1 protein-coding gene is annotated in these 4,651 nt (G+C 44.9%); it reads left to right on the forward strand.

Annotated elements, in window-relative coordinates; genetic code table 11:
- Positions 1–4,651: C80 family cysteine peptidase (locus SLS51_RS22485; protein ID WP_323840733.1), on the forward strand; the 4,651-nt coding region annotated here is incomplete at both ends.

A 4,651-nucleotide genomic window follows, 5' to 3' on the forward strand; every position in this document is an offset into this window, starting at 1 on the left:
TTTCTTCAACAATATCAAACAAACTGTACTCGGTGTGATGGGCAGTCAGGCAATCAACTATCTGGTGAAGGGGGAGGAAGCTAACACGTCGGGCACTCATAAAGGCAGAGGCGCGATCAATTTAGCGGAAGTTTCTGCTATTAATGGTTTTGATCTGGATGAAATTGCGCCGGTAAATTCAGATTTAACCCATCATCTCAATGGTGCTGTAACAGCTGTGGAGATGCTTGACGTCAGTTCAATAGAAGGTGCTTTGAGTCAAAAAACGCAATCGGTGTCAGATCAGAGTGAAAATCTGATCGTCAATGGTGACTTTGAACAAGGTGAGTTGGGTTGGCAGTCAACTCATGGTATCGAGGCCTATGGTTCAGCGAGTGATTATGGTCTTGATATTACCGGTCATGGAGAGCGTGTCAGTGAACTTGATACGGAAAAAAGCACCACGATTTACCAAGATCTGCAAAACTTGTCTGAAGGAGAAGTGATTTCACTGAGTTTTGATTTTGCTCATCGTTCCAATGCCCATGTTATCAACGATGGCATGGAAGTTTTCTGGAATGGAAAACGGGTATTCTCAACTTCTGGAAATGCAATAGAGTGGCAAAGTAAAACGTTGGAATTAATTGCACAGGCGGGCAGCAACCGCATTGAGTTTAAAGGAACCGGTTTGAATGATGGTGTAGGCTATGTTCTGGATAACGTTATTGCAAAATCTGAGAACCCACTACAAACCGATGTGGTTACCGAACATGTGAGACAGGGTAAAGCAGCGCAAAATGCATTAAGCGATAGAGAAAAAGCGGAAGAAGATCGCCAACTGTTGGAACAGGAACAAGAGAAACAACTGGTAGCAATTGCAGGAATGCGGACTCAATTGGAATTAATGGATAATGCAGAGTTAAACACCAATGGGCAAGTGCAGCGTGCTACGATAAAAGCAGAAGCTCAGGCAGTGACGGAAGAGCTGACTTTACTAACGGACAAATTTAAAGCACTTAAAGATGAAACGAATGAGAGTGGTGGGTTAGAGAGCCATTATCTTGACTATGAGAGTGGAATCTTTGAGGACATCCAGAAACGATTGGATGATATTAAGCCGACATTAGAAAAACGGCTGGCGGATATCCATCGGGATACGATTGATACACAGCAAAAAGTAAAAGATACCGTGGCGCTATCAGCAGCCGGAGCGGAAAAAGGTAAACAGAATCGTGATAAGGCCATTGTTGATGGTGTAGAGGCGCAATTAAAAGCAGAGCAGAGAAAAAAAGAAGCACTTTTACAACAGCAGCAGGCGGAAAAGGCGAAGGATAACGCCAATATCGCGTATCAGAATGCAGAAAATCGTGGTCGGCGTGATACTGCGGCGGCGGAAAGTAAAGCGGCTCAGACCCAGGCGGATGCTAAAGGGGCGAAGTTGAGTAATGCCAAGCCTGTTCGCAATGGTGCAAGTGGCAGCGGCTTGTCAGAAGAAAATGCCTATGAGTCAACAGGGGCGGGAGAAACCGGCAGCCATATTGATCCGGAATCAATGCTGGAAGCGGGAAACCGATATTATCAAGGGTTGACCGAAGAAGAATTGCAAGCGTTGGCGAGTGCGAAACAAGCTGTTAGCCGGTTGCAGATCAACGCGGGAATTCGTGCAAAAAATACCGGTGTTTCGCTAATTCCTCGGTCTATTGAAACACAATCTGACAGTATTATGGGACCTCCTTTACATGAGACGCGTGAACTCATTAGAAAAGTGCCGATAATTTCTGGTGTTAATCTGGAAGAATTGGGGGAAAGTGAAAAAAAAGAGCTCAACGTTGCCGTACTAAAAAAAATCGTCGACGTTAACCATTGGTTTGATAATGGTGACGATAATACGCGGTTACCCGATGAGTTATATTTCCTTGAAGACCGGATTGTATTTAATCATCAAATAAATACTAAAATTCTTATGGAGAATGTGGATAGCGCTTGGAAACCCTTGCCAAAGTTGATGTCGGTGAGTGAGTTTCAGGAAGCGGCATCGGTGGTGGGTAAAATTCGGGGTGATAATTACGAAAAAGTCATTGATGCGCTAGAGAGTTATCACGATATCCGACAAGGCAGAAAAGACTATATATTGAATGTGGTTAGAAAATTATTCGATTTGCGCCAACAAGTTGAAGGATACCTCTTAGGTCACCCTGACTCAGGTCGTGTACCGGCGATGAGAGCTTTATTGTCTCAAATTGACACGTGCTTTAAAGAGTCGATGGCACTTGCTGGGCCCACCGTAAAAATCCCAGGGCAAGGCGATTTCAGTAGGCTGTATGATAAGCTTGGCAGTGCCAATCTTAAAGATTCAAAACACCTTTATATTGATGAAAACGGTGATTTTGTTACTCGGGGTAAGGCAAATATTCATATTAATCAGCAAGCGGAAAGTGCTGATAAGGCGGTTGAGCAAGTCAAAGCGGCGGTTATTAAAGAATATGGTCAAGATATTTCAGATGCCGTCTTCTCGAATCTGAAAGCCAGCGATTTATCGAACGACGGGAAAGGTATTGATGTCTCTGGTTTAAGAAAGATCCATCAGGCGATTGAGCAATATTTATCTCCAATAAGTGCCACACTGTTTGTTTGGAAACCAAGTGCTCATAGCTTATTAGGTCACGGCGCAATGCAAATTGGTCAGGGGCGTGCGTATGTTAATGCGGACACCGCAGACTTTATCAATAAGAGAAATTATGCCAGTTGGTGGCCGTTGTTGAATCATCGAGCCCTTGAAATAGATGTCGCCTACGAAGAGAGTGATAAGTTCGGTCTGAGAGATGGTGACTATAAATTACAACGTTTCACTAGCAAGCTACAATGGGCACAGGGGGTAGATGTCGCCTTCAAAGATGTTACTGAAGACTTTACTATGATGGCATTGGCAGATCTTGGGTTGCTGCAATCATCCGGTATTCCTAAACAGATATACCAGCCATTTGTTGACATGTGGAATGGTTATGAACACGAGAGGGCAGATGTTGGCAGGTTTTTTGCGGAAGAACTGCGATATCAAGCCAATAAAAATGTCCAAGACCCTCAACTGATAGAAAAACGTACTGCCAATGTCATTCGTCAATTTAAAGAGCGAGAGTTGGCGGATATTCAGAACTTTAAAGACCGCGAAGCCGATCAAGGGCGCGTATTTCGCATTAACCTTGAAGGTCTGGATGTAGCGGCAATGCAGGCGAAATGGCGTAAAATCAGCAATGACCCTAATGAACATTACCAACTGCTGAGGAATAACTGTTCAAGCATTGTTGCCAGAATATTAAAAGCAGGGGGAGCAGATAAACTTGTCGGCCATAAGTGGCTGCCAAAGTTTGGTGTCTGGACGCCAACCGAGTTGTTTAACTATGCTCAGGCACTTCAGGAAGTTCAGCTTGAAATAATAGCGAAAAAGAAAAGCCACACGCCTGTGGAAGATTTAACCGCATTATCTGGCAAAAATAAGGTATTGGAAACGGCTGTGGTGAAAAATGGCGGCACTTCATTACTGAATGAGCTTATTACCAAGGGGGGCTTGCGTAGATATGACGATGTAGCCAGTGTGCCGCGTATTCAATTGCTTAATAGCTTGCACGCCGCATCAGCAGTAGGGTTAGCTCATAAGCCCATTGAGCTCTGGCAAACAGTCGAGGTAACACCACAAACCGATGGCCGTGAAACTCATTTTGATAGTCAGATCATTATCCAAATGGAGGATGACCCAGCAGTCGTCGAAGCAGCGGCTAATCTGGCGGGTAAACACCCGGATTCCAGCGTAGTGGTTCAGCTTGATTCTGAGGGTAAATACCGTGTTGTCTATGGTGATTCATCTCAACTTAAACCATCAGACAAGTTGCGTTGGCAGATTGTGGGGCATGGTCGTAGCAAATCAGAGCAGAATAATACTCGTCTGGGTAGTTACAGTGCAGATGAGCTGGCAGTGAAACTCAAACAATTCACACAGAACTTTAGTCAGGCGGGTAAACCAGACCACATTAGCATCGTGGGTTGTTCGCTGATAAGTGATGACAAACGGGATGGCTTTGCCCGTCGCTTTATTACCGCCTTAAAAGCGCAGGGTATTCACACCACGGTTTCGGCTCGTCGTAGTAAAGTCGCCGTTGATGTGACCGGCCGTAAATTTACCGAGGATGAACACCGTCAATGGGTCAATAGGCTGGCTGATAACAAAATCGTCTTGAGTTGGAATAAAAAAGGCGAACTTGAAACCCGTTCAGTGCGAGTGCGTCGTCATATTGCTGCAAGCGATATCAATCTTTCGCGTGTCGGTACAGCGGATGCGGAGATGCCGGCCAAAGGTGCGATTATGGATAATACAGATATTTTCACTGCGCCAGAGAAACGCAAAAATAACATTGAGACTGATGCAAATTATATCTCGAATAACCAGTTAAGTTACTCGGGTAATATTCAGGTGGGTGTGGGGAATGGCGAGTTTACCGCGCTCAATTGGGGAACCTCGAATGTGGGCGTCAAAGTCGGTATGGGGGGCTTTAAGTCATTGGCTTTTGGGGATAATAATGTGATGGTGCACATCGGCAATGGCGACAGTAAACACAGCGTCAATATTGCCGGTTATCAGGCGCTTGAAGGGGCGCAGATGTTTATTGGCAATCGTAAC

It is taken from the genome of Photorhabdus africana (genome assembly GCF_035181445.1).
GTDB lineage: Bacteria > Pseudomonadota > Gammaproteobacteria > Enterobacterales > Enterobacteriaceae > Photorhabdus > Photorhabdus laumondii.